21 protein-coding genes are annotated in these 20,908 nt (G+C 69.1%); 6 read left to right on the top strand and 15 right to left on the bottom strand.

The window, feature by feature from the left end; translation table 11 throughout:
- Positions 1–6 precede the first annotated feature (6 nt).
- The 4 genes from ACZ5QD_RS07590 to ACZ5QD_RS07575 form a co-directional block, all read right to left on the bottom strand.
- A complete protein-coding gene (locus tag ACZ5QD_RS07590) occupies positions 7–573 on the bottom strand; it encodes an FKBP-type peptidyl-prolyl cis-trans isomerase (RefSeq protein ID WP_062366650.1) in 567 nt (188 codons plus the stop codon).
- A gap of 11 nt (positions 574–584) precedes the next feature.
- Complete coding sequence (locus ACZ5QD_RS07585; protein ID WP_039866935.1) at positions 585–1,199, bottom strand: FKBP-type peptidyl-prolyl cis-trans isomerase; 615 nt, start codon at positions 1,197–1,199, stop codon at positions 585–587.
- 149 nt (positions 1,200–1,348) lie between these two features.
- Positions 1,349–2,359 carry an alpha/beta hydrolase gene (locus ACZ5QD_RS07580; RefSeq protein WP_006895252.1) on the bottom strand — a complete coding sequence of 337 codons (1,011 nt, stop codon included), beginning with the start codon at positions 2,357–2,359 and terminating at the stop codon, positions 1,349–1,351.
- Positions 2,360–2,623: 264 nt separating this feature from the next.
- A complete protein-coding gene (locus tag ACZ5QD_RS07575) occupies positions 2,624–3,112 on the bottom strand; it encodes an SRPBCC family protein (protein WP_006895253.1) in 489 nt (162 codons plus the stop codon).
- Between the two features lie 96 nt (positions 3,113–3,208).
- Here ACZ5QD_RS07575 and ACZ5QD_RS07570 point away from each other — a divergent pair, with 96 nt between their 5' ends.
- Positions 3,209–3,796, top strand: a complete 588-nt coding sequence (locus tag ACZ5QD_RS07570; protein ID WP_039866984.1) for a TetR/AcrR family transcriptional regulator — start codon at positions 3,209–3,211, stop codon at positions 3,794–3,796.
- A gap of 255 nt (positions 3,797–4,051) precedes the next feature.
- Here ACZ5QD_RS07570 and glnA read toward each other — a convergent pair whose 3' ends face one another.
- Complete coding sequence (glnA, locus tag ACZ5QD_RS07565) at positions 4,052–5,485, bottom strand: type I glutamate--ammonia ligase (RefSeq protein ID WP_278124078.1); 1,434 nt, start codon at positions 5,483–5,485, stop codon at positions 4,052–4,054.
- A 292-nt stretch (positions 5,486–5,777) separates the two neighbouring features.
- On the opposite strand from glnA, the gene ACZ5QD_RS07560 reads away from it, so the two are divergent.
- Positions 5,778–6,311 (top strand): RDD family protein, encoded by a 534-nt coding sequence (locus ACZ5QD_RS07560; protein ID WP_006895256.1) that lies wholly within the window; start codon positions 5,778–5,780, stop codon positions 6,309–6,311.
- A gap of 6 nt (positions 6,312–6,317) precedes the next feature.
- On the opposite strand, the gene ACZ5QD_RS07555 is transcribed toward ACZ5QD_RS07560, so the two are convergent.
- Positions 6,318–6,935, bottom strand: a complete 618-nt coding sequence (locus ACZ5QD_RS07555; protein ID WP_006895258.1) for a TetR/AcrR family transcriptional regulator — start codon at positions 6,933–6,935, stop codon at positions 6,318–6,320.
- Between the two features lie 119 nt (positions 6,936–7,054).
- Here ACZ5QD_RS07555 and ACZ5QD_RS07550 point away from each other — a divergent pair, with 119 nt between their 5' ends.
- Genes ACZ5QD_RS07550 through ACZ5QD_RS07540 form a run of 3 tightly spaced genes read left to right on the top strand, consistent with a single transcriptional unit; the run spans position 7,055 to position 10,436 of the window.
- Entirely contained in the window at positions 7,055–8,014 is a 960-nt protein-coding gene (locus tag ACZ5QD_RS07550; RefSeq protein WP_081598073.1) for an SDR family oxidoreductase, read from the top strand.
- Positions 8,011–8,943 carry a patatin-like phospholipase family protein gene (locus ACZ5QD_RS07545; protein WP_006895260.1) on the top strand — a complete coding sequence of 311 codons (933 nt, stop codon included), beginning with the start codon at positions 8,011–8,013 and terminating at the stop codon, positions 8,941–8,943. The genes ACZ5QD_RS07550 and ACZ5QD_RS07545 overlap by 4 nt, the downstream gene beginning before the upstream one ends.
- On the top strand, positions 8,940–10,436 hold the full coding sequence (locus ACZ5QD_RS07540) for a flavin-containing monooxygenase (protein WP_278124074.1): 1,497 nt from the start codon (positions 8,940–8,942) through the stop codon (positions 10,434–10,436). Before ACZ5QD_RS07545 ends, ACZ5QD_RS07540 begins: the two co-directional genes overlap by 4 nt.
- Here ACZ5QD_RS07540 and ACZ5QD_RS07535 read toward each other — a convergent pair.
- The 9 genes from ACZ5QD_RS07535 to ACZ5QD_RS07495 all read right to left on the bottom strand — a co-directional run bounded on the left by ACZ5QD_RS07535 (position 10,422) and on the right by ACZ5QD_RS07495 (position 19,712).
- Positions 10,422–10,925, bottom strand: coding sequence for a nuclear transport factor 2 family protein (locus ACZ5QD_RS07535; RefSeq protein ID WP_039866938.1), 504 nt, complete (start codon positions 10,923–10,925; stop codon positions 10,422–10,424). The two genes, ACZ5QD_RS07540 and ACZ5QD_RS07535, sit on opposite strands and share 15 nt — an antisense overlap.
- The gene (locus tag ACZ5QD_RS07530; protein ID WP_278127442.1) at positions 10,922–11,809 is read right to left on the bottom strand and encodes an LLM class F420-dependent oxidoreductase; all 888 of its coding nucleotides are present in this window, start codon (positions 11,807–11,809) and stop codon (positions 10,922–10,924) included. Before ACZ5QD_RS07530 ends, ACZ5QD_RS07535 begins: the two co-directional genes overlap by 4 nt.
- On the bottom strand, positions 11,809–12,600 hold the full coding sequence (locus ACZ5QD_RS07525) for an SDR family NAD(P)-dependent oxidoreductase (RefSeq protein ID WP_278124072.1): 792 nt from the start codon (positions 12,598–12,600) through the stop codon (positions 11,809–11,811). The genes ACZ5QD_RS07530 and ACZ5QD_RS07525 overlap by 1 nt, the downstream gene beginning before the upstream one ends.
- Positions 12,601–12,688: 88 nt before the next feature.
- Positions 12,689–13,444, bottom strand: coding sequence for a DUF4191 domain-containing protein (locus ACZ5QD_RS07520; protein ID WP_278124069.1), 756 nt, complete (start codon positions 13,442–13,444; stop codon positions 12,689–12,691).
- Positions 13,445–13,575: 131 nt separating this feature from the next.
- The gene (gene lipA / locus ACZ5QD_RS07515; RefSeq protein WP_006895269.1) at positions 13,576–14,622 is read right to left on the bottom strand and encodes a lipoyl synthase; all 1,047 of its coding nucleotides are present in this window, start codon (positions 14,620–14,622) and stop codon (positions 13,576–13,578) included.
- Complete coding sequence (gene lipB, locus ACZ5QD_RS07510; RefSeq protein ID WP_006895270.1) at positions 14,619–15,356, bottom strand: lipoyl(octanoyl) transferase LipB; 738 nt, start codon at positions 15,354–15,356, stop codon at positions 14,619–14,621. Before lipB ends, lipA begins: the two co-directional genes overlap by 4 nt.
- Complete coding sequence (locus tag ACZ5QD_RS07505) at positions 15,349–16,233, bottom strand: TIGR01777 family oxidoreductase (protein ID WP_045540057.1); 885 nt, start codon at positions 16,231–16,233, stop codon at positions 15,349–15,351. Before ACZ5QD_RS07505 ends, lipB begins: the two co-directional genes overlap by 8 nt.
- A 10-nt stretch (positions 16,234–16,243) precedes the next feature.
- A complete protein-coding gene (sucB, locus tag ACZ5QD_RS07500; RefSeq protein ID WP_278124067.1) occupies positions 16,244–17,998 on the bottom strand; it encodes a 2-oxoglutarate dehydrogenase, E2 component, dihydrolipoamide succinyltransferase in 1,755 nt (584 codons plus the stop codon).
- Positions 17,999–18,188: 190 nt separating this feature from the next.
- Entirely contained in the window at positions 18,189–19,712 is a 1,524-nt protein-coding gene (locus tag ACZ5QD_RS07495; RefSeq protein WP_278124066.1) for a leucyl aminopeptidase, read from the bottom strand.
- Positions 19,713–19,797: 85 nt separating this feature from the next.
- On the opposite strand from ACZ5QD_RS07495, the gene gcvT reads away from it, so the two are divergent.
- Complete coding sequence (gcvT, locus tag ACZ5QD_RS07490; RefSeq protein WP_278124065.1) at positions 19,798–20,907, top strand: glycine cleavage system aminomethyltransferase GcvT; 1,110 nt, start codon at positions 19,798–19,800, stop codon at positions 20,905–20,907.
- Position 20,908: the final 1 nt, after the last annotated feature.

The following is a 20,908-nucleotide window of genomic DNA, read 5'->3' as shown; positions in this document are numbered from 1 at the left end:
GCCGGTTCAGCCCTGTGCCTCCAGGATCTTGAGCCCGAAGACGATGGTGTCGCCCTTGTTGATGGAAGCGCCCGGATTGCCGTCGGGATAGCCGTCGGCGGAGGGGATCACCACGACGACGGTGGAGCCGACCTTCTGGCCGACGAGGGCCTGACGGAAGCCGGGAACCACGCCGGAGGCCGGGAACTGGGCCGGCTCGCCTCGCTGGTAAGCGCTGTCGAAGACCTGACCCGTGGTGCCGTTGACCCCCTCGTAGCAGACGGAGACGGTGGTCGCGTCGGTCACCTCGGAGCCATTTCCCGCGATGAGCGTCTTCACCTGAGTCTTGTCGACCTTGAACGGTGTGGTCAGGGTGATCGCCGGCGCAGCGTTCTTCGCGTCGTCGGTGACGGTGAAAGCGGCCTTGCCCTGCACGCCGTCGACGGTCCACGAGGGCGCTCCGGAGACGTTCTGCGGCGTCGGCGCGCAGCTCGTGGTGTCGGCGGCCGAGCTGTCGCCGTCGTCGGACGAGCACGCGGTCAGGGCGAGCGCGGAGGCGGCGAGGGGAAGGAGGACCAGTGCCTTGAGCTTCATGGTCGATCAGCCTATCCGTCGGTCGCCGAGGCCGGTTCCGCAGCCATGATCTTGAGGACGAACACGATGCTGTCTCCGGGCTTGATGGTTCCGTCGGGACTGCCGTCGGGGTATCCGTCGGCGGAGGTCATCACCACTGCCACCGAGGCGCCGACGCGCTGTCCGACGAGCGCTTTGCGGAAACCCGGAACCACGCCGTCGGCGTGCAGGCGGGTGGGCGTGCCCTTCTGGTAGGAGCTGTCGAAGGTCTGGCCGTCGCGGCCGTCGACGCCCTCGTAGCAGACGTTGACGATGGAGGCGTCCGTGATCTCGTCGCCGGTTCCCGGTGCCAGTGTCTTGACCTGGGTCTCATCGACGCTGAACGGCGGGGTGATCTTGATGAGCGGCCCGGCGGTATCGGTGGAGGCGGCGATCTCCGCGCTGCCCGTCGCACCCATCACCTGCCACTGCGGTCTGGTGTCGGCCGGCGGATCGGCCTCCGGGCACATCCCGCCGTCCATCGTCGGACTGGGCGTGGTCACGTCGAGGCTGGTCTGCGCGCTGCCCGCGGTGTCGTCGGAGGAGCATCCGGCCACGGCCAGCAGGGCCGCCGCCGCGGGGACCAGGAGGAGAGACTTGCGCTTCATGGGCGACGACACTAGCAGCCCGGACTGATAGGTTCCTGGGCCCGGACGTGGCACGAAAACGTCGGTGGCACACCTCACGCAGAGCGGCGGCTCGGAGTCCCCCGACAGGACTCCGAGCCGCCGCTCGCACGTGTGGTGCCCGGTTCCGGTCAGGCTCCGATGGCCTTGGCGATCATCGGCCAGGACGAGTGCAGTTCGCGCTCCCAGTAGCCCCACGAGTGGGTGCCCTGCGGATGCAGTTCCACGCGGGCGGGGATCTTCAGCTGCGCCAGGCGTTGCGCCATCTGTTGGGTGCAGACGTTGGTGGCGGCTTCGATGGCGCCGCCGAGAACCACCCGGTCGGCCAGCGAGACGCCCTGCGCCGCGGTGCTTCCGGGCTCGATCGACTCGTCCTGCCCGGGGAGCCCGGAGTTGGAGGAGAGATAGATCTGGGTGCCGCGGAGCTTCTCGGCGTTGAGGTACGGATCGTTCTTGCGCCAGCCGGGGCCGTCGTACGGTCCCCACATATTGCGGGTGTCGGCCTTGCCTCGGCTCTCCACCACCGTGCGGATGTACTGCTGGCCGACCTTGTCGCTGGTGCGAGCGCAGCCGCTGTACGAGGCAGTGATCTTGTACAGCGCCGGCGCGGCGATGGCGAGGTTCAGTACCGATGTGCCCGCCATCGAGATGCCCGCGATGCCGTTCTTTCCGCTGGTCTTGAACCTCTTGTCGAGCAGGGGAGGAAGCTCCTTCGTCAGGAAGGTCTGCCACTTCTGCTTGCCGAGGACCTCGTCGTCGCGCTCCCAGTCGGTGTAGTAGGAGAACATGCCCTTGAGCGGGGTCACCACGTTGACGTGCTTGGTGCGGAAGAACTCGACGTAGTTGGTGCGCAGGGCCCAGCTCGCGGAGTCCTCGCCGCCGCCGGCGCCGTTGAGCAGGTACAGCACCGGAGCCGGCTTGCGGGTGTCGGCGGGCCGCAGGACGTCGAGCGGGATGTCGCGCTGCATCGACTGCGAGTAGACGGTGACCACTTTGTGCTGCGGGGTGGCACCGTCGGCCACCGACACGATGTGGGAGGGAGCCGTGGCGGACGCGGACGCGGCCATGACCGTCGTACCGGTCGCAGCGGCCGTCAGGGTGAGCAGGCCGGCGAACAGACCTGCCAGGGAACGGATCTTCATACGAGTTCTTTTCACTTCCGTGAGCGACGCGAGCCGCTGCGGTGTCGGGGGGCCGGGAGGGCGCCGGAAGGAGACGCCGATCGGGACCGGCGGACTCGCAGTAAGTTGTAGCACCGCGGACGGCGGTGGTTGCGCGCAGAGCGCGCCGGAAGGCACAGAAACAGCGCTGGTGTCGCGGGACCGGTCACGACCCGTTCAGTCGGGCACACGCGCGAACAATCGGACGCGACAAGGCTGGGGAACCGACTTGCCGGTGGCCTCGGATCAGGTGGTGCGGTCGGACTGTTCGGCGGCGGCCTTGATCGCCTCGAGCGTCTGACGCATTCCGGCGCGCAAGACCTGAGTGAAGGCTTGCTGTCCGCCGAGGTACTTCTCGGTGAGTTCCCGTGAGTAGTCGGAGATGCCGGCCGGTGTCTCGCGCCGCTGGCTCAGGCGCGTCTGGCCCTTGGGCAGGGGAGTGGTCTGGAACGACCAGACGACCCAGTTCTCCTCGATCCGGAAGGCGATCTCCTGCTCAGGCTCGAACCGCACGATCGTGCTGTGGGTTGTCCACTTGAGGTCGCCTTCATGGTTGAGATGTGTGAACTCGGCACCGAGCTCGATCCGGTCGAAGCCTTCGCGCAGCCGCACGGAGTCGACCTGGGGACTCCACTGCGGCATGCGGCGCAGGTCGCTGATCAGTTCCCAGACCTGTTCCGGGGTGGCGTCGATGTCGATGGTGTCGTGCAGGAGCTCTGCGGAGGGGACGGGCACGGAGGGTTTCCAAACTATACGTTCGATCGGACGTGTTGTTGTGGAGCGTAGGTAGCGCCGATGGTTCGCGTCAAGTCGGTCGCATATTCTCGGACCATGACGTCGGACTCGAAGGTCGACGGGCGCCGTGCGCGTGGAGATCTCACGCGTCGCACCGTCGCGCGGAAGGCGGCGGAGATCGCCACCACCCATGGGCTCGACTCGATCAGCGTCGGGTCGCTCGCGGCGGCGACCGGGTTGAGTAAGAGCGGGATCCTGACGGTGTTCGGTACCAGGGAGGCGATCCAGGTGGCTGCTGTCGCCGAGGCGCGCGCGATCTATCTGGAGGCGGTTGTGGCTCCGGCATGGGGACATGAGCCGGGCAGGCCGCGGTTGCGGGCATTGTTGGACTGCTGGGTCGCCTACCTGCGGGCAGCGGTCTTCCCCGGCGGCTGCTTCATCGTCGCGAGTACGGCCGAGTACGGGCGCCGTGAGGGTGACGTAGCGGACGCGGTGCGTGCGTTGAAGCGTGAGTGGCTCGATCTGCTGGAGTCCGAGTTGCGAGAGGCGGGGGTCGCTGACCCGGCCGGGGACGCGTTCCGCATCGACGCCTACCTGTGTGCGGCGAACGTCCACCGCGAACTCTTCGGGAGCGAGGAGCAACTCGACCGAGCGCGAGACCTGGCGCTCGATCTCATCGGGTAGGCCGGCGCGGGCACCTACGCACGTCTGTCTCGGCACTGTTCATGCGCGGCGACATCGAGCCCGGTCGACGGTTCGTCGAGCAGAGGGAACGGGGCTCGTCACGGATGGACGTGAGCCCGAGCGGGTGGATCGGCTCTGTCATCGCCGGACTCAGACGAGCCGACCCGCTCGGCGATCGGGAAGGTGATCGCGGAGCGGGTCGAGGGGACTGCGGGCTCTACTGCGTACCGAAAAGGCGTAGCAGCAGGTCGGACGTCAGCAGTCGTAGTACAGGTTGAACTCGTACGGGTGCGGGCGGATCTGGATCGGCTCGATCTCGTTCTCGCGCTTGAGTGCGATCCAGGTCTCGATGAGGTCCTCGGTGAAGACGCCGCCGCTGGTCAGGTAGTCGTGGTCCTGCTCGAGGCGATCGATCACGGCAGACAGCGAGGTCGGTGCCTGCGGGATGCCCTTGGCCTCCTCCGGCGGGAGCTCGTAGAGGTCCTTGTCGACCGGCTCGTGCGGCTCGATGCGGTTCTTGATGCCGTCCAGGCCGGCCATCATCATCGCCGCGAATGCCAGGTACGGGTTGCCCGAGCTGTCGGGGCAGCGGAACTCGATGCGCTTGGCCTTCGGGTTGTTGCCCGTGATCGGGATGCGCACACAGGCGCTGCGGTTGCGCTGGCTGTAGACGAGGTTGATCGGAGCCTCGTAGCCCGGAACCAGGCGCTTGTAGGAGTTGATGGTCGGGTTGGTGAAGGCCAGCAGCGACGGAGCGTGGTGCAGGATGCCGCCGATGTAGTAGCGCGCGATGTCCGACAGTCCGGCGTAGCCCGACTCGTCGTGGAACAGCGGCTTGCCGTCCTTCCAGAGCGACTGGTGAGCGTGCATGCCCGAACCGTTGTCGCCGAAGAGCGGCTTCGGCATGAAGGTGACCGACTTGTTGTTCTGCCACGCGGTGTTCTTGATGATGTACTTGAACAGCTGAACGTCGTCCGCGGCGTGCAGCAGCGTGTTGAAGCGGTAGTTGATCTCCGCCTGGCCGCCGGTGCCGACCTCGTGGTGGCCGCGCTCGAGGGTGAAGCCCGAGTTGGTCAGGTTGGTCGACATCTCGTCGCGCAGGTCGACGTAGTGGTCGTACGGGGCGACGGGGAAGTAGCCGCCCTTCTGGCGGACCTTGTAGCCCTTGTTCGGGGTGCCGTCGGGGTTGGTCGGCGACGCGGCGTTCCACCAACCTGACTCCGACTCGACCTCGTAGTGGGTCGAGTTCATCTCGGAGCTGAACGAGACCGAGTCGAAGATGTAGAACTCGGCCTCCGCGCCGAAGAAGCAGGCGTCGGCGATGCCGGTGGAGGCGAGGTACTCCTCGGCCTTGCGCGCGACGTTGCGGGGATCGCGGCTGTAGGCCTCGCGGGTGAACGGGTCGTGAACGAAGAAGCTGATGTTCATCGTCTTCGCCTTGCGGAACGGGTCGATCCGCGCGGTGGCCGGGTCGGGGAGGAGCATCATGTCCGACTCGTCGATCGACTGGAAGCCGCGAACCGACGAACCGTCGAATGCCAGGCCCTCTTCGAAGACGTCCTCGGTGAATGCTGCTGCGGGGATGGAGAAGTGCTGCATCGTTCCCGGCAGGTCACAGAAGCGGATGTCGACGTACTCGACACCTTCGGCCTTGATCCCCTCGAGCAGTTCCTCGTTCGTGTTGTACACGGTTCGCCTGACTCCTTCTTGGTGAAGATCCGGTCAGAAACTCTCTGACACAGAACCCGTGCCACCCTCGCGAGGGCAGCACGAATCTCGGCAACCAGAGTACGGAGATGACGTTGCTCGTGCGCTAAACCAATGTTTCCCCCGTGTTACACCGATGGCCGGCGCGTTACGAAAGACCGCGTCGCGCGCACGGCGGTGTGGTCGGAGTCACGTTATTGGGGTGCACGGGGAAGCTGGCTACCATGGCATTCATGACCGTGGTATTCATGACCGTTTCCCGAGGGGCCCAGTAGTGGCGCGCGCGACGAGTACGTGGCTGTCGGGGCCGCAGTTCCCGGGTGCCACGGAGAACGAGTACCGCGGGCAGGATCTCGGGTTGCCGCAGGACGGACCGGGCGCTCTCGCCGGCGGGTGGCTGCGCGTGGTGGGGTTGCTGTTCGACTGGCTGATCGCCGGCGGCCTCGCGATCGTGATCGTCGGCGTGCGGCCGGCTCAGGAGATGGCGTCGAGTCTGGAGATGACCATGCGTGCGGCGGCGACGCCGCAGTTGATCATCTGGTTCGTGATCGGTGTGCTGGCGGTGGCCTTCTTCGGCTTCACCCCGGGGCAGTTCATCGCGGGCACGCGGGTGGTACGGGTGGATCTGGGCAGTGATCGCGGCGCCGCGGAGGCTCGCGGGGAGACGCCGAGGGCCGCGGTCGGGCCGATTCGGGCCCTCGGCCGCCAAGCGATTCTGATCTTCGTGGTGCCGGCACTCATCAACGACTACAACGGTCGCGCGATGCACGACCGCGCGACCGGAACGGCCATCGTCCGCACGCGCTGAGTCGACTCACCGGCCGAACGCCGACCGGATCAACGCGATGCCGGGTTCGACGGACACGGCCGGGTCGATGGCTCGTTGGATCCCGAGCCCGATTCCGGTGCTGAGAATCAGGTCGGCGATCTCGTCCCGCGTGGGCACCGGATTCGAGGTGTCCGCCGCCGCCTGGTCGATGAGCGGCGAGAAGTCTCCGAGAACGGTTTCGAGAAGCCCGGCCAGGGCGTCGCGCGCATCCTCACGCAGGGAGACGATCATCGCCTTCTGTTCCGGATGATGCCGTGAGAGCACCGCGAACTCCATTTCGAGCATCGTCCACTCCACGTCGCCGATGGTGCGGCGCACCCACGCTGCGAAAGCGTCGAGCATCCCGTGCAGGTCGGTGCTCTGTTCGACGATGCCGCGCAGCTCGTTCAGCTTCTCCCCGTGGATGTCCTCGAGCACGGCCCGGCAGAGCGTCGGCTTGTCCTTGAAGTTGGAGTACACCGCGCCCTTCGAGAAGCCCGCCGCCTCGGCGATCGCATCGAGGCTGGTCGCCGCGTAGCCGGCGTCGAGGAACTGGGTGCGTGCGGTGGCGAGAAGAGCCGCTCGGTTCCGCTCCTTCTGGTCGGCGCGGCTGATCCTGGCCATATCGGACCTCCTCATTTCAGATACCGAAGGTATTGACATACCGATGGTATCTGAACGATCATCGGTGCCATCATCCAATGGCAAGATCCGAGAGAAGGTGGGCCGTGAGGCTGTCCGAGATGCTGAGCGAGTTGGTTCCGGGGTCGTACGCGCGGTCGAATCCGCGGATCGAGCCGCCCGGCGCCGTCGTCGTAGTCACCGGTGGGGCGCGGGGGATCGGCGCCGAGATCGCCCGACAGTTCGCGGAGGCGGAGGCGACGGTCTGGATCGGGGACGTGGACGCCGACGTCGCCGCTGACACGGCTGGCGTCATCGACGGTGCGCGGTCGGCGGTGCTGGACGTGACCGACGCCGTCTCCTGGCGTGAGTTCGTCTCGAAGGTCCTCGACGAGTGCGGGCGCATCGACATCCTGGTCAACAACGCGGGTGTGATGCCGGTGGGCGCGTTCCTCGAGGAGTCGGAGGCCACCGCCGATCTGATCCTCGACGTCAACGTCCGGGGCATGCTGAACGGGATGCGCGCCGTCCTGCCTTCGATGCTCGGCGAGGGGAGAGGCCACATCGTCAACATTGCGTCGATGGCCGGAATGCTGCCACTGCCGGGAATGGTCTCGTACAACGCCAGCAAGTTCGCCGCCTACGGCGCCTCGCTGGCCGCCCGCCGCGAATACGACGGCACGGGCGTCACCGTGTCCGCGATTCTGCCCGCAGCGGTCCGCACCGAGCTGGCTTCCGGAGCGGACCTCGGAGGCGTGCTTCCCACCGTCGACCCGCAGGATGTCGCCCGTGCCGTGGTCCGCACGGTTCGCACGCGAGCGGCCCGCACGTCGGTCCCCGGATGGGTGCTGCCCGGATGGTCGATCGCCGACCTGTTCGTCCCGGAGTCGGTGGAACGCGTCGCGCGCACTCTGGCCGGACACGGTCAGGCGCTGGCCCTGGACGCCGCGGAGCGATCGGCGTACCTCGCACGGATCGCGAGGCAGGCGAGCGATCACGCGGCGGGCGGCCACTCCGGCGGCACGGTGGTCGACGGCGCGGTAGTGGACTCTGCGGGCACGAGCGAGGTGCGGGCGCGATGACGAAGACGGCCCTGGTGATCGGATGCGGCGGGACCATCGGCGGAGCGTGGGCGATCGCCGCCCTCGACGAGCTGACTCGGCAGACCGGTTGGGACCCGGCGGAGGCGACGGTGCTGCAGGGCACCTCCGCCGGTGCGGAGATGGTGACGATGCTCGCCGGCGGATTCACTGCCGCCGACCTCGCAGACATGCAGGCCGGTCGGGCCACCAGCCCGATTCTCCGGGCGCACTCGGCTGCCACGCCCCCGAGCCTGCCTCCGCTGCCGCGTCCGGCGCGACCTCGACCCTCGACGCTGTGGACCAGGCGCGGCGGTCACGCCGCGCTGACCGGCATCGCTCCCCGCGGGCGCGGTGATGCCTCCTGGCTTCAGCGACTCGCGGACGCGGTGACCGCGGACTACGGCCGACTGCCGCATCCCGGCGCGCGCATGGTCGCGTACCGCGTGGACGACGGCGCGCGCGTCGCGTTCGGTGCTCCGGGTGCACCGAAGGCCGGCGCAGGCGAGGCGCTGCGCGCCTCGTGGGCGATTCCCGGATGGATGCCCCCGGTGGCGATCGAGGGCCGCGAGTACGTCGACGGCGGGGCCGCGTCCACCGCCTCGGTGGATCTGGTCGCGCGAGACGAAGCGGATCTGATCTACCTGATCACCCCGATGGCGTCGGCGCCGTCCGTGCGGGCCCCCGGAATCGGCGGACTCGCCGAACGAGCTCTTCTCCGGCGGCCGATGTCGGCCGTGCTCGACGCCGAGATCGCAACCGTCCGTCGACGCGGGACCGAGGTGGTCCACATCGCCCCCGGTGCGGCAGACATGGCCGGTCTCGGATGGAACTTCATGAACCGGGATCACCGGGAGCGCGCATTCGACGCCGCGCGATCGACCGTGGCCGAGGCCGTCGCCCGGGCTCTTGAGACTCGGGCCGCGCTGTGACGGCCCGCCGATCGCCGCGGATCGTCGTCATCGGTGCGGGGATAGCCGGCATCACCACGGCACATGTCCTGCAGGAGGCCGGGTTCACCGACTTCACCGTCTACGAGAAGGGCGACGACGTCGGCGGGGTATGGCATTGGAACCACTACCCGGGTCTCACGTGCGACGTGCCCTCGCAGCTCTACCAGTTCGGATTCGCACCCAAACCCGATTGGCCCAAGATCTGGGCCAGTGGTCCGGAGATCCAGCGGTATCACCGGGACGTCGTCGAACGCCTGGGCTTGAGCGACCGGATCCGGCTGAACGCCGAGGTCGTCAGCAGCGTCTTCGACGACGCCACCGGTCGGTGGACGGTCACTCTCGCTGACGGGGTGACGGTGGACGCCGACTTCGTCGTCTGCGCCACCGGGGTGCTGCACAACCCGTCGATCCCCGACATCCCCGGGCTCGACAGCTTCGCGGGACCGGTGGTGCACACCGCGCGTTGGGACGACGACGTGCGCACCTCAGGACAGCGGATCGCGGTGATCGGCACCGGCTCCACCGGCGTGCAGGTGGTCTCCGCGCTACAGCCGGAAGCCCGGGAACTGCTCCACTTCACCCGGACCCCGCAGTGGATCCTCTGGGCGCCGATGTGGTTGCCGCAGTTGCCCTTCGCGGACACCGTCCTGGCCGCGTCGCCGCGCCTGCATCACGCGCTGTACCGAGGCTTGCTGTGGGGGTCGGGAATTCTGGCCGACATCGTCCGCAAAGACACCTGGCGCCGCCGAGCCGTTCAGGCCTACGCGCGACTGTCGCTGCGCGCTCAAGTCCGCGACAGCGACTTGCGGGCCGACCTGACGCCCGACTACCAGCCGCTGTGCAAGCGGCAGGTGGTGTCGGGCACCTACTACCGTGCGATCACCGCCGGCAACGCCGACCTCGTGACCGAGTCCATCACCGAGGTCCGGCCGGAGGGGATCGTGACCGCCGACGGGCGGCTCCACGAGGTGGACGTGATCATTCTGGCGACCGGCTTCCGCGCGCACGACTACATGCGCCCGATGACGGTGGTCGGCCGCGGCGGACTCACGATCGACGAGGCGTGGCGGGACGGTCCGCGGGCGTACCGGATGACGGCGATCCCGGGCTTCCCCAACCTGTTCACCGTCCTTGGACCCAACTCACCGACCGGCTCGATCTCCCTGCAGTACACGGCCGAGAAGACCGCACGGTACCTGGCGCAGTGGTTCGACCTGTTCCGGAACGGAGAGGTGGACCGGATAGAGGTCACCGAGGAGGCGACGGCCGAGTTCAACGCCCAGGTGGCGGCGGCGTCGGAGACGACGGTGTGGAAGACAGGCGGATGCGATTCCTGGTACCTCACCGAGTCCGGTGCGGTGGACCTGTGGCCGTTCGACCGCGCGACGCTGTCGAGGATGCTCGCCCGGCCCGACCGGTCGCACTTCCGGCTCGGTGCGGATGAGCCGCTCGGCGACTCAGCTGCTCTCTGACGTCCGGTCGAGGCCGTGGGAGGCCAGTAGCGCGCGCACCTCGTCGGATCCGTCGACCTTGCGTGCGGTGCGCTGGGCCACCCGCCACCCGTCGGGGGTGCGGGTGAGCGCCCAGTGATTGACCGTCGCACGCAGCACGGTGAAGGTGTCCCTGGCGGGGTCGCGCAGGAGCAGCTGCGAGTAGCTGACGACGCTCGCACGGTCGCCGTCGATCCGGATCTGCGGCGCGCTCATCACGTGACTGCAGCCGCGGTGGATGAGCCCCTGGTGCGGATCGCCGGTCACCATGTCCGCGATCTCCTGCGCACCGGAGAGCCTGCCGGTGTCGACGTCGTACACGCCGTCCTCGGTGAAGAGAGCGAGCACGTCGTCGACCGACCCGGTGTCGATCGCGGGACCGTAGCGGTAGACGAGATCGGTGATCGCGAGCCTGTCCTCCACGAGGCGCAGCCGGGTCTCGAGAGCCTCGAGCCGCTCGTCGACATTCATCGGGGGCCCTCCGCCGCGGGGCTGAACACGGCGCCCTGCGCACGGGCGAGGGAGTGGAGTGCGTCGAGCTGGTCGGTGTAGTGATCCAGACCGGTGGCGGCGATGGATGCTGTCACGATCGTCGCGCCGGCCGCCTGCAGCGAGTCGAGACGGCTCCGGACTCCGTCCGGATCGCCGAGCGGGTCCACCGGACCGCTGGGCAGCACCACGTCGAATCCCTCCGGGGTCTCGACGCGCGACAGCATGGCGGCGACCTCGTCGGGCGACAGGGCGAACGGGCTGAACCCGTCGCCGAGTTCCACGGCGCGGCGCAGGGCGCGACCGCTCCGGCCGCCGACCCACACGGGCACCCGGTCCTGCACTGCGTGCGGCTCCACCGTCACGCCGCCGTAGGAGTAGTACGGGCCGGTGTGCGACGGCGTGCCGGTCGGGAACGCCGACCGGATCGCGGCCAGCGCGTCGTCGGCGCGGGCGCCGCGGCCGTCGAACTCGGCGCCCAGCAGCTCGAACTCCTCCTGCAGACTCCCGACGCCGACGCCGAGGACGAGCCGTCCGCCGGAGACCTGGTCGAGGGTGCCGTAGCGCTTGGCGACTTCGAGCGGATGGTGATAGCCGAGAACCAGCACGCTGGTCGCGAAGCGGATCTGGCGGGTGATGGCCGCGAGGTACCCGAAGGTCGCGAGCGGATCCCAGTACACGCCGCCCCGGACCGCGGCCACCTCGTCCGGCACCGCGACGTGTTCGCTGCAGGTGAGGTGGTGGAAGCCGAGGGCGTCGGCCACACGGGCGGCCGTCGCGATCTCAGCGATGCCCGCACCCTTCTCCCAGTCCTGAGTGGTCGGCGGGTAGGCGGTGACGACGGGCAGACCGAGTCCGATGCGCATCACCGCCGACCGACCACCTTCGCGATCACGTCGGCGGACGCCTGAACGATCGCGGCGCGATCGGGCCCCGACTGCCGCTGAACCGACCTCACATTGTTTTCGGTGATCCAGACCGGGCCGTCGGCCAGATGGGCCAGACCCTCGGCGGCGACATCGTCGGGCTCGGACACCGGGATGCCGGGGTTGTCGAAGTTCAGGCCGCGGCGCTCCATCGCGGGGGTCCGGGTGAGTCCGAGCACCAGGTGCACCACGTCCACGTTCTTCGGCTTGCACTCCACCCAGAGACCTTCGGTGAAGACCCGGAGGAAGGCCTTCGACGCGGCGTAGGCGCCTTCGCGCGGTGAGCCCGTGTAGCCGGCGACCGATCCGGTGGTGATGACTCCGCCCCGGCCGCGCTCCACCATCGCCCGCGTGTAGTGGTGCAGGAGCGGCAGCTGGCGCAGGACGTTGAGCGTGACCACCTCGTTGTGGCGCGCGAGGTCGCCGTCGACGAACGAGTGCCCGTACGTGTTGGCGCCGGCGTTCATCACCAGGAGCCCGATCTCGAGGTCGGCGGTCGCGTCGATCAGCCGTTCGGCGGCGTCCTCGTCGAGGATGTCCAGAGCGACCGTGCGCGAAGGTGCGCCGAGCGCCTGCACCTCGCCGGCCACCGCCTCCAGACGCTCGGCGTTGCGGGCGGCGAGCACGACTCCGAACCCGTCGGCGGCCAGGCGCCGGGCGAACGCGGAACCGACTCCCTCGGAGGCTCCGACTATCAATGCCCAGGGGCCGTAACGGTTCAGATCGGTCATGTCAAAGCTCCTCGTTCGAGTCGGAATCGCCCGACATTCGCACGAGCGCGATGCGGGCGGTGGGGCGGTGTTCCACCGGCCGGGAGGTTCAGGCCCCGCGGCGACGGGTGGTGCGGCTGACGCTGCGCATCTTGGCGCCCTGCGGCATCGGGCCCTTGGGCATGGCGGCGCCGGCGCCGCTCTTCGCCTTGAGCGCGGACAGTCGGCCCTCGAGCGCGTCCATCCGCTTGCGGTCGATGTTGCTCGGGAGTTTGCGGATGTGGCGTTCCAGCTTCGACAGCGGCACCTGGCCGTCGCCGTCGCCGACGAGGATCTCGTAGATCGGGGTGTCGCCGACCACGCGGGCGGCCTTCTTCTTCTCCTGCGCCAGCAGCGGCTTGACGCGAGTGGGGGAGCCCTCACCGACCAGGATGACGCCGGGCTTGCCGATGACGCGGTGCACCGCGTCGAGATGCGAGGTGCCGGTGACGGCCTGCTGTACCCGCCACTGCCCACGGATGTTGCTCAGAGCCCAGCCCGCGGCGCCCGGCTGGCCCTCGGCCTTCTTGTAGACGCTCCGCTGAACGCGCCGGCCGAACAGAACGAAGGCGAGCAGCGCGCCGAGGATGACGCCGAGCGGCAGGGTGATCCAGAGATTGTGGAAGACGAACTGGCCGAGCAGGCCGAAGACCAGCGTGGTGCCCAGGACGGTGGCGACCATCAGCGGGATGAGGGCCTTGTCCTCTTTCCGCTGCATCTGGAACGCCTGCCAGATCTGCTGCCGCCGTTCCCTGCTCGCCGCTTTGCGAGCTGCCTTAGCAGCCTGCTTCGCCTCTTTGCTCGACTTGTCTTGCGCCTTAGCCATGAGTGCCAGTCTACGGTGCACACCGAGCGCGCCGACGCAGTGTCGACGGCGCTCGGGTAGCGCGGCCCGCACAACGGAATCGACCGGCCGGAACACATGTTCCGGCCGGTCGATTCGGCAGTGGGCGGGCCTCAGCGCACGGTGCGGGCGAGGACCGAAGAGGCCTCCTGAGCGGCGCTGCCCTCCTTGGCCAGATGGGCCAGTTCCGGCGGCAGCTCACGGCCGTGACGGGCCATCGCCTGGGCGTACAGCCGGCCTGCGCGATACGACGACCGCACCAGCGGACCGGCCATCACCCCGGCGAATCCGATCTCCTCGGCGTACTGCGAGTGCTCCACGAACTCCTCGGGCTTGACCCACCGTTCGACGGGATGATGCCGCACCGACGGTCGCAGGTACTGGGTGATGGTGACGATGTCGCAGCCGGCGTCGTGGAGGTCGCGCAGAGCCTCTCGCACCTCGTCCGGTGTCTCTCCCATGCCGAGGATGAGGTTCGACTTGGTCACGAGGCCGTAGTCGCGGGCACGGGTCAGCACCTCCAGGGAGCGTTCGTACCGGAAGGCGGGCCTGATGCTCTTGAAGATGCGGGGAACGGTCTCGAGATTGTGAGCCAGCACCTCGGGACGGGAGGCGAAGACCTCGTCGAGCAGGTCGGGCTTCGCGTGGAAGTCGGGGATCAGATTCTCGACGCCGGTGCCGGGATTGAGTTCGTGGATCTTGCGAACGGTCTCGGCGTACAGCCACGCTCCCTCGTCGGGGAGATCGTCGCGGGCGACGCCGGTGATGGTGGAGTAGCGCAGCCCCATCGACCGGACGGACTCGGCCACGCGGCGCGGTTCGTCGCGGTCGAGTGCGGCGGGCTTGCCGGTGTCGATCTGGCAGAAGTCGCAGCGACGGGTGCACTGCTCTCCGCCGATCAGGAAGGTGGCCTCGCGGTCCTCCCAGCACTCGTAGATGTTCGGGCAGCCGGCCTCCTCACACACCGTGTGGAGCCCCTCGCTGCGCACCAGTCCCTTGAGCTCGGTGTACTCCGGTCCCATCGTGGCACGCGTCTTGATCCACTTCGGCTTGCGCTCGATGGGAGTCTGCGCGTTGCGCACCTCCAGACGCAGGAGCTTGCGCCCGGCGGGAGCGTCGGCGGGACTCGGTGAGGCGGGTTGGGCGGGGGTGGTGGTCACTGTGCCGATCCTACGCTCGTGGGTGCGGTGGGCCGACCGGCCTCAGCCGGGGCGCCTGCCGTATCCGAGCCGGGTCCGGCCGGGTCGTCCAGGCACTTCTGGACCAGTTCGACGACGTCGTCGAGCACGTCGTCGACGGTCACGGCGGTGCCGGTCTCCTGGCTCAGCGAGGTCACCCCCGCGTCCGCGATGCCGCACGGGACGATCGCGTCGAACACTGACATGTCCGGGTTCACGTTGAGGGCGAACCCGTGAAGGGTGACGCCCTTGGCGACGCGGATGCCGATCTGGGCGAGCTTGCGCTCCCCGGCGGCGTCGCGCAGCCACACGCCGGAGCGCCCGTCCACGCGGCCGGTGGCCAGACCCTGCCGTGCCGCCACGCCGATCAGCGCCTCTTCGAGACGGCGGACGTAGTCGACCACATCGAGGGGTTCGGCGAGCTTGACGATGGGATACCCGACGAGCTGGCCGGGACCGTGCCAGGTGATGCGGCCGCCGCGGTCGACGTCGATCACCCGGGCGCCGTTGACCGGACGGTCGGAGTCCTCGGTCCGTTTGCCCGCCGTGTAGACCGACGGATGTTCGAGCAACAGCAGCAGGTCGTGGTCGAGCTCGCCGGTGGCGCGTTGCTCGGCCAGGCGGTGTTGCAGCTCGTAGGCCTCGGTGTAGTCGACGACGCCGAGGCGGCGGACTTCGATCGGTGCTCCGTCGGCTCGCGACGATGCGTTACGCACAGCAGTACTCCAGTGCAGATGTCAGATGAGGGTGGGTGAAGGTGAAGCCGCGGTCGGTGAGCAGCACGGGAACCACGCGCGAGGACGTCAGGACCATCTCCTCGACCATCTCTCCGCCCGCCTTGCGCGCGAGCGCGGCGGGCACGCGCAGCACCGCGGGGCGGTGGACGGCTCGTGCGAGCTCGGCGGAGAAATCGGCGAAGCGTACCGGTCCGGGCGCGGTCAGATTGACCGGACCGACGATCGAATCGTCGCCGAGCACGTGCGTGATCGCGGCGATCTCGTCGGGCAGGCTGATCCACGAGAACCACTGCCTGCCGTCGCCGATACGGGCGCCGAGGCCGAAACGGTAGAGCGGTCGGAGCCGCGCGAGGATGCCGCCGCGCCGGGAGAGCACGGGCGCCGTGCGGAGCGTGACCACGCGCGCCGAGGCCTGTGCGGGCTCGGTGGCCTTCTCCCAGTCGACCACCAGGTCGGCCAGGAAGCCGGAGCCGTGCGGCGACGTCTCGTCCGCCGCGGTCTCACCGGTGTCTCCGTAGAAACCGGAGGCACTGGCGTTGAGGAACACTCCGACGCCGGACTCGGCGACGGCGTCGGCCAGGACGGTGGTCGGGATGATCCGCGAATTGCGGAGCCGCTGCTTCACCTGGCCGCTCCATCGGTGGGCTCCGATGTTCTCGCCGCCGAGGGCGATGACCGCGTCGAAGCCGCGCAGGGCGTCGGCCGGCAGTTCGGACCGCTCGGGTTCCCAACCGATCTCCCGCGGACCGGTCGGGGCACGACGCACCAGAGTGTGGACGTCGTGCCCCGCCTGCGTCAGCGCGGGAACGAGGGCCGAACCGATCAGCCCGTGACTTCCCGCGACCGCGATTCGCATATCCGGGTGCTTACAGCCCCAGGTCGGCGGCGAACTCCGCGGCCTCGAGACGGTGACGGACCGTGGTGAGGAACCGGCCGGCGTCCGCACCGTCGATGAGCCGGTGGTCGTAGGTCAGCGGTAGGTAGGCCATCGACCGTGCGGCGATCGACTCGGTGCCGTCGTCGCCGGTGAGAACCACGGGGCGCTTGACGATCGCGCCGGTGCCGAGCATGGCCGCCTGCGGCGGGACCAGGATCGGGGTGTCGAACAGAGCGCCCTGGCTGCCGATGTTCGTGATCGTGAACGTGCCGCCGGCCAGCTCGTCGGGCTTGAGCCCGCCGGAACGGGCCCGTGCGGCGATGTCGGCGATCGCGCGAGCGAGGCCGGCCAGCGAGAGGTCGTCGGCGTTGTGGATCACCGGCGACAGGAGGCCCTGCTCGGTGTCGACGGCGATGCCCAGATGCACGTCGGCGTGGTACGTGATCTCCTTGGCCTCTTCGTTGATCGAGGCGTTGACGTTCGGATGCACCTTCAGTGCCTCGACGACGGCCTTGGCGAAGAACGGCAGGAAGGTCAGGTTGACGCCCTCGGCTGCCTTGAACGAGGACTTCGCCGCGGTGCGCAGTGCCGCGATGCGGGTCATGTCGACCTCGTGGACCTGCGTGAGCTGCGCGCTGGTCTGCAGCGACTCGCGCGTCTTGGCCGCGGTGATCTGCCGGATGCGGTTGATCTTCTGCGTCGTTCCGCGCAGTGCAGCCAATTCGGGGCTCGCCGCGGCGGGTGCGGCGGCCGGTGTCGGCGCCGACGGTGTTGCGGCCGGAGCCGCGGCGGGGGCGGCAGGCGCCTTCTTGGCCTCGGCCGCGGCCAGCACGTCCTGCTTGCGGATGCGTCCGCCGACGCCGGTGCCCTTGACGGTCGCCAGGTCGATTCCGTTCTCCGCGGCCAGCTTCCGCACGAGCGGCGTCACGTACGGAGTGGACTGCAGATCTCCGTCGGCGGCAGCGGGAGTCGGAGCGGCCGGAGCCGGAGCGGGTGCGGCGGCCGCGGGTGCGGGTTCAGGTGCCGGAGCGGCGGGCTCGGGCGTCGGGGGAGCGGCCGGCGCGGGAGCCGGAGCCGCCGGAGCCGGAGCCGCGGGGGCCGCCGATGCGGCACTCGGGTCGCCGATGACGGCCAGCTTGCCGCCGACCTCGACGATCTCGTCGGTGTCGGCGACGATCTCGAGAAGCACACCAGCCGTCGGCGACGGGATCTCGGTGTCGACCTTGTCGGTGGACACCTCGACCAGCGGTTCGTCGACCGCGACCGTGTCGCCGACCTGCTTGAGCCAGTTGGTCACCGTGCCCTCGGTGACGCTCTCGCCCAGTTCGGGCATGAGGACGTCGACGCCGGATGCCGAGGCCGCGGGAGTCGACGCGGCCGGCGCCTCGGTCGCGGGGCTCTCGGCGGCCGGAGCGGAGGCAGCGGGTGCGGCGGGCTCGGGTTCGGGTTCCGGCTCGGGAGCGGCGGCGGGTTCGGGCGCGGCCGCGTCATCGGACGCCGACTCGCCGGCCTCTCCGATCAGCGCCAGCTGTCCGCCCACCTCGACGACGTCGTCCTCAGCGGCGACGATCTTGACCAGCACACCCGCGACGGGCGACGGGATCTCGGTGTCGACCTTGTCGGTGGAGACTTCGAGCAGGGGCTCGTCGACCGCTACGGTGTCGCCTTCCTGCTTCAGCCATTGGGTGACGGTTCCCTCGGTGACGCTCTCGCCCAGTGCGGGCATCTCGACAGAGAAGGCCATTTGCGTGTGACTCCCTAACAATTTCGTGAACTGTGCTGTTCGGTCGATCGGTCGATGCGGGTCGGCGCGCTCCAGCGGCGTGTGCAGGTTCGCGTGATGTCGGCCGGATGGGTCGACGCCCGTGACTCAGCCTACTCCCAAACGATCTCGGCTCCGCGTGAGTCCGCTGAACGCCGGAGTGCGGTGCGCGTCACTGTCCGCCGGCGATGTCCTCGATGACCGCGATGATGGTCCGGACGGGTACGCCGGTGCCGCCCTTACCGGTGTAGCCCCACGGGCCACCGGTGTTGAACGCCGGGCCGGCGACGTCGATATGCGCCCAGTCGAGCCCCTCGGCGACGAACTCCCGCAGGAACATCGCGGCCGACAGCATGCCTCCCCAGCGGTGGTTGGTGACGTTGGCGAGATCGGCGATCCGTGAATTCAGGTCGCTGCGGAGTTCCGCAGGCATCGGCATCGGCCAGCCGTGCTCGCCGACCGACTGGGAGATGGCGGCGACGCGGTCCCGGAAGTCGTCCGTGCCGAGCACACCGGGAGTCCGGGTGCCCAGCGCCACCATCTGTGCGCCGGTCAGGGTGGCCGTGTCGATGAGGAAGTCCGGCTCGTCCTCGCAGGCGCGGACGATGGCGTCCGCCAGGATCAGCCGGCCCTCCGCGTCGGTGTTGAGGACCTCGACCGTGGTGCCGCCGTACTGGGTGAGGACGTCGCCGGGACGCTGCGCGGTCGACGAGGGCATGTTCTCGGCCATCGGCACCGTCGCGATGACCGTGACCGGCACGTCCAGGCGTGCGGCGGCGATCGTGGAGGCGATGACCGCCGCCGCACCGCCCATGTCCGAGGTCATGTGGTCCATCCCGGCGGCGGGTTTGATGGAGATGCCGCCGGTGTCGAAGGTGATGCCCTTGCCGACGAGCGCGACGGTGCGCTCGGCGCCCTTGGCCTCGTGGGTCAGGCGCACCAGGCGGGGCTTGCGCGAGGATCCCTGTCCCACGCCGACGATGCCGCCGTAGCCTGCCTTCGCCAGTTCCACGTCGTCGAGGATCTCCACCCGGAGGCCGGCCTTGCTGCCGAGGATGCGTGCGCGCTCGGCGAACTCGGCGGGGTAGAGGACGTTCGGCGGGGTGTTGACGAAGTCGCGGGCGATCGCGACGGAGTCGGCGACGATCAGCGCGTGGTCGAGTTCGACCTTGGCCTGCTTGCTCTTCGCGGGTACCGCGAGTGACACGGCGGAGGGCGGCTGCTCGGAGGGGCGTGACTTCTCGCTGCGCAGTTCGTCGAAGCGATACGCGCCCAGGTACGAACCCTCCGCCGCCGCACCGAGGTCGGCGGCCGAGAGGGTGCTCACGACGCGGTCGGATCCGTCCAGTGCGCGTAGGGCGCTCCCTGCGGCCTGTCGGATGGTCTCCGGATCGTCCACTTCTGTTCCCAGCCCGACCGCGACCACCACGCCGACCGGCAGCGATTGCGGTGCCGGGATCCGCGTGATCTCGCCGACCGATCCCTTGGCGCCCAGAGCCGACAGCGCCGCGCTGATCTGGTCGGCGGGCTCGTCGTCGAGGAAGTCCTCGACGAGCAGCAGTGTCGGCTCCTCGGTGCCGCCGTCGCCGGAACCGGCGACGAGGCCGACGACGAGCACGTCGTCGTCGGAGGAAAGGGCAGTGGTCAGGTCGATGCGGGGACCGCGGACACGGTCGGAGAAGTGGTTGGCGCTCACGCCTTTCAACTCTGCCACACCGGCACCGCCGAGCGGCCGAACCTCGGGTGGGAACCGCCCGGGTCGGGGCGATACCGTTAGCGCCATGACTGAACTGCTCGCAGGCCCGATCGCCGATCGTCACACCGCCCTGGGCGCCTCCTTCGCCGAGTTCGGCGGATGGAACATGCCCGTCTCGTATGCAGGCACCGTCGCCGAGCACAACGCCGTCCGCAGCACCGTCGGCATCTTCGACGTCAGTCACCTCGGCAAGGCGCTCGTGGCGGGCCCGGGAGCCGCCGGATTCGTGAACGCGACCCTGACCAACGATCTCGGCAAGATCGAGCCCGGGAAGGCCCAGTACACGCTGTGCTGCAACGAGCGCGGCGGCGTGATCGACGATCTGATCGCCTACCTGGCCGGCGACGACGAGGTGTTCCTGGTGCCGAATGCAGCCAATACGGCAGCCGTCGTGGCGGCACTGCGAGCGGTCGCCCCCGAAGGGATCGAGATCACCGATCAGCACCGCGATTACGCGGTCTTCGCAGTCCAGGGCCCGCAGTCGGCCGACGTGCTCGCCGCGCTCGACCTGCCGACCGACATGGAGTACATGGCCTACCGAGACGCTCGGATCGTGCTGAGCGGAGCCGAACTGGAGATCCGGGTGTGCCGGTCGGGCTACACCGGCGAGCACGGGTACGAGGTGCTGCCCCGGTGGGACGACGCGGGTGCGGTCTTCGACGCTCTGCTCGCCGAGGTGACTGCGCGCGGCGGTCAGCCCGCGGGGCTCGGTGCGCGTGACACGCTCCGCACCGAGATGGGGTACGCGCTGCACGGACACGAACTGAGCGTCGACATCACCCCGGTGCAGGCGCGGTCGTCGTGGGCCGTCGGCTGGGACAAGCCGTCGTTCTTCGGACGCGAGGCGCTGGTGGCCGAACGCGCCGCGGGCCCGGCCCGGCGCCTGTACGGGCTGAAGGCCACCGGCCGCGGGGTGCCGCGCGCGGACTGCACGGTGCATGTCGAGGCCGGCGGTGAGCAGATCGGTGTGTGCACGTCGGGCACGTTCTCTCCGACCCTCAAGCAGGGCATCGCCCTGGCGTTCATCGACACCGCCTCCGGCGTCAAGAAGGGCGACGAAGTGGTGGTCGATGTCCGCGGGCGGGCCCTGACCTGCGAGGTCGTTCTGCCGCCGTTCGTGGAGAGTCACGTCTGAC

Source organism: Gordonia sp. J1A (genome assembly GCF_055393515.1).
Note: the sequence above shows the minus strand (reverse complement) of the source record. Positions and strands in the feature narration are given on the sequence as shown.